The following is a 3,317-nucleotide window of genomic DNA, read 5'->3' as shown; positions in this document are numbered from 1 at the left end:
CCGGAAGCGATCAGCCCGGCCTTTTCGAGACGTTGGACAAACGTCGAGGACCACAGCGGCGAGGCTTTTGCCCCCGTTGGACCTCCGCCGGCCGAGAACCCGAGACTGCTTCGGACGGCCGATCGGACCTTGTGGAACCGGTGATCGGGACGGAGTTCGCTCATGGCGGCGATCATGACGAAGACCGCCAAGAGCAGCGACATCATGTCGCCGAACGGGAGGAGCCACGAAGAACCCGCCGTCTCATCGGTTTCCGTTCTTTTCCAGAACAATCGCATTTTCAGGCCACCCCGACCAGACCCCGGGTGCGGTCGCGGCCGGCCCGGGTCGATGAATTGCCGCCGATGCCCTGAATCGGGGTCGGCGACGTGATTGGCGGCCTGGGCTGTTGGACAGCCGGTCGCCCTGTCGTCCGTTGAGGCTGTGGCATCTCGACGGGCACTCCCGGCGGGGCACCTGCGGCGGGCTTGTGCACCGGAGCGTGCTCGGCGATGGCCTGGGCCACGGTTTTCGGCAGGCGTACCGGTCGCCGCTCCGGCGGAAGCAGGACCTGCAGCCTTTGTGCAAGCATGCGCGGGTGCTCCCCAGCCTGAATTGCCAGCACCCCCTCCATCACCATCGTCTTGCACAACAGCTCCTCGGCGTTCCGCTGGGAAAGCTTTCGTGCCAGCGGCAGACAGAACACGTTCGAGATGATCAGCCCGTAAAGCGTGGTCATCAGGGCGACCGCCATGCCAGGACCGATCTTGCCCGGGTCGTCCATTCTTCCGAGCATAACGACGAGGCCGATGAGCGTCCCGATCATGCCGAACGTCGGGGCGCTGCGGCCGATCGATTCAATCATTCCCCAGTTTTCACGATGCCGCAGGTCGATGCTCTGCAGCTCGGCTTCGAGTATCGTGCGGATCTTTTCCGGCTCGTATCCGTCGACGGCCATGTGGACGGCCCGCTTGAGGAAATCATCGGGCAAGCCCGCGACAGGCCGATCCAAAGCCAGGAGACCCTGGCGGCGGGCGACCTCAGCCAGCGCCATCAGGGTTACCAGCGTTTCCTCGATCGGGCGCGTGCGAAGATAGAAGGCGTTCCGCAGGATCCCGATGATGGCTCGCCACTGCCCGGGGGGATAGGACATCACCGTGGTGAGGACCGCACCACCGAGCACGAGGGCCAACGAGGAGGTCTGCCAGAACACATGGGCGGACAAGCCCGCGCCCGCGACCATCACTGCGGCCAAGAGCATGATGGTCAATACGAGCCCGACAGCGGTCGCGCGATCAACCATGGCCACCTCCTGTGTGCCAAGGCGCGGCACTTATCGGACGATTCGTGCATCCGAGTATCTTGTGTCTTACATCGGTCATGCGGTTCATGTGATTCACCTGCCAGGCGAGGTCAGCCAAGCCGGCGGGCATGGTGCCGGCGGGGCGCTGCGCGAGTCAAGCGAATCGAGTACGGGTCTTCCGGCGGCCACTACGGTCTGAAGACCCGAATCATTCGTCCGTACTCAATGGCCCGGGCGACGACCTCTTCCATGCGTTCGCGAACGATGAAGGTCTCGCCGTTGATCAACACGATGGTCGTATCGGGCCGCTCCTCGACGGTGCGGATCAGCTCCGCGTTGATCACGAAGCGTGTTCCGTTCAACCGGGTCAGTGTGATCACGTTTCGGTTTTCCGCGTCACCCTGTGGCGTCGGGACGTTTCGAGGCCCAGCGCCTGTGGGCCGCCCTCAGGCGTGGGCCGCACCTTTTCTTATCGGGCTATCGACAACAATTCATTGAGCAGTTCGTTGGAGGTGTTGATCACCCGTCCGGACGCCGAAAAACCGGTCGATGCCGTGACAAGTCCGATAAATTCGCGTGTTAAATCGACGTTACTGAGCTCCAGAGTCGCTCCCTGGATGGTACCGGCACCAAGATTACCCGGGGCGGTGATTAGCGGCTGGCCCGAATTCGACCCTTCGTAATACAAGTTGTCGGTCCGGGAGACGAGGCCCTGGCAATTGATGAAGGTGGCAAGGGCGAGCTGGCCGAGAGGGCGACTGAGCCCGTTGGTGAAAACACCGTTGATGACCCCGTCGGCACCGGTATTGAAGCTGGTCAGGGTACCGGCCTCAAAGCCGTCCTGGAAGGTCATGACCAGGGTTGACATGTCGGTCGTCAAGCCGGTGAGGTTGCTGAAGTCCAGTTCGAAGCTCACGGGGTTTGAGGCTCCGCTGTTATCGCGGTCGATCTGAAGGATATTGTTGGTCACGTTCAGGAGGCGGCCGTTGTTGTCGAACTGGATGGTACCGGTGGCTCCGAGGACCGGCGTCGGATCCGTGTCGTCGGTGCTTTCGGTGTAGAACCGCCAGAGGGTACCGCCATCCGTCTTGCTTTCGAGGACAGCGGTCACACTGACCTGAATGGGCGTGCCCAGGGAGTCGTACACGAGGAAACTGGTATAGACGCTTTCGCCGTTGGCTTGCTGCTGTGGGGTGAACTGGAATGGACTGGCGGTGACGGTCTCGTTGGAGTTGCGGATTCCGACCTGGGCGATTTCGATTCGGTTATCGTAGCCGACGTTGCCTTCGATGATGATCGTTCCATCGGGTGGAGTGCCCAAGCCGCTGGCAACGGTAATGCCCGGCGTATTGGGTACTGCCGGATCGGCGTTCAGTCCGAGTTCGTTGTTCAGGAAAGTCAGGAAATCATCCAGGGTGCTGGCGGCATCAACCGTGAAGCTGGCCGTTTCAATCTGTCGGCCGCCCTTGCGGACATCCTGAAGGGTGATGACGTCGCCCACCGCGAAGAGGGCGCTGGTTGTGGAGACGGTGGGGTCGTACAGGTTGGTCAGCAGAGTTGCGCCGGTGGCGGCCGGTCCGCCGCTACCGTCGGTGAACACCTGCGAATAGAGAATCGTGCCTTGCGTGCCTATGGTCCCGTTGGCATTCAGATTGCCGTCGAAGGCGGCTGATGAGGTTGCCCGGGCGATGGTGAGCGTCCCCAGGGGGATGTTGAGGTCGACCAAGCGGGACCGATCGATGTTGAAAGCGGCATCAATGCCGTAGCCTTGAACGGGGTATCCGTCCGAGGTGACGAGGGTGTTGGAGGCATCGAGGGCGAACATGCCATCGCGGGTGTAAGCCTGCCTGAGTTCCGGCGTTCTGACGATGAAGAAGCCGTTGCCTTCGATGGCCATGTCGGTGGGCACACCGGTGGTCTCGAGGGCGCCGGACTGGAAGTTGCGCTGGATCGAGCCGACCAAAGATCCCATGCCGACCTGGGACGGATTCGTGCCGCCCGAGGTATTGCTGGGGGCGGATCCGCCGGAGAGCAT

General features: G+C 62.2%; 4 protein-coding genes. All 4 read right to left on the bottom strand.

The features are described 5' to 3' along the window. Nucleotides 1–278, bottom strand: a 278-nt coding sequence (locus PLL20_22075) for a flagellar motor protein MotB (GenBank protein HPD32688.1), incomplete at its 3' end; no start/stop codon positions are given. 2 nt (nucleotides 279–280) lie between these two features. After that, nucleotides 281–1,282, bottom strand: a complete 1,002-nt coding sequence (locus tag PLL20_22070) for a MotA/TolQ/ExbB proton channel family protein (protein ID HPD32687.1) — start codon at nucleotides 1,280–1,282, stop codon at nucleotides 281–283. A gap of 188 nt (nucleotides 1,283–1,470) precedes the next feature. Continuing rightward, the gene (locus PLL20_22065) at nucleotides 1,471–1,662 is read right to left on the bottom strand and encodes a flagellar FlbD family protein (GenBank protein ID HPD32686.1); all 192 of its coding nucleotides are present in this window, start codon (nucleotides 1,660–1,662) and stop codon (nucleotides 1,471–1,473) included. Nucleotides 1,663–1,751: 89 nt separating this feature from the next. Next, nucleotides 1,752–3,317, bottom strand: a 1,566-nt coding sequence (locus tag PLL20_22060) for a flagellar hook-basal body complex protein (GenBank protein ID HPD32685.1), incomplete at its 5' end; no start/stop codon positions are given.

Source organism: Phycisphaerae bacterium (assembly GCA_035384605.1).
Taxonomy (GTDB): Bacteria; Planctomycetota; Phycisphaerae; order UBA1845; family PWPN01; genus JAUCQB01.
This window is presented reverse-complemented; position numbering and strand designations above follow the sequence as displayed.

What these genes read in the sequence shown, in the direction of transcription:
- PLL20_22070 (HPD32687.1), bottom strand. Translation starts at nt 1,282, where the DNA reads ATGGTTGATCGCGCGACCGCTGTCGGGCTCGTATTGACCATCATGCTC.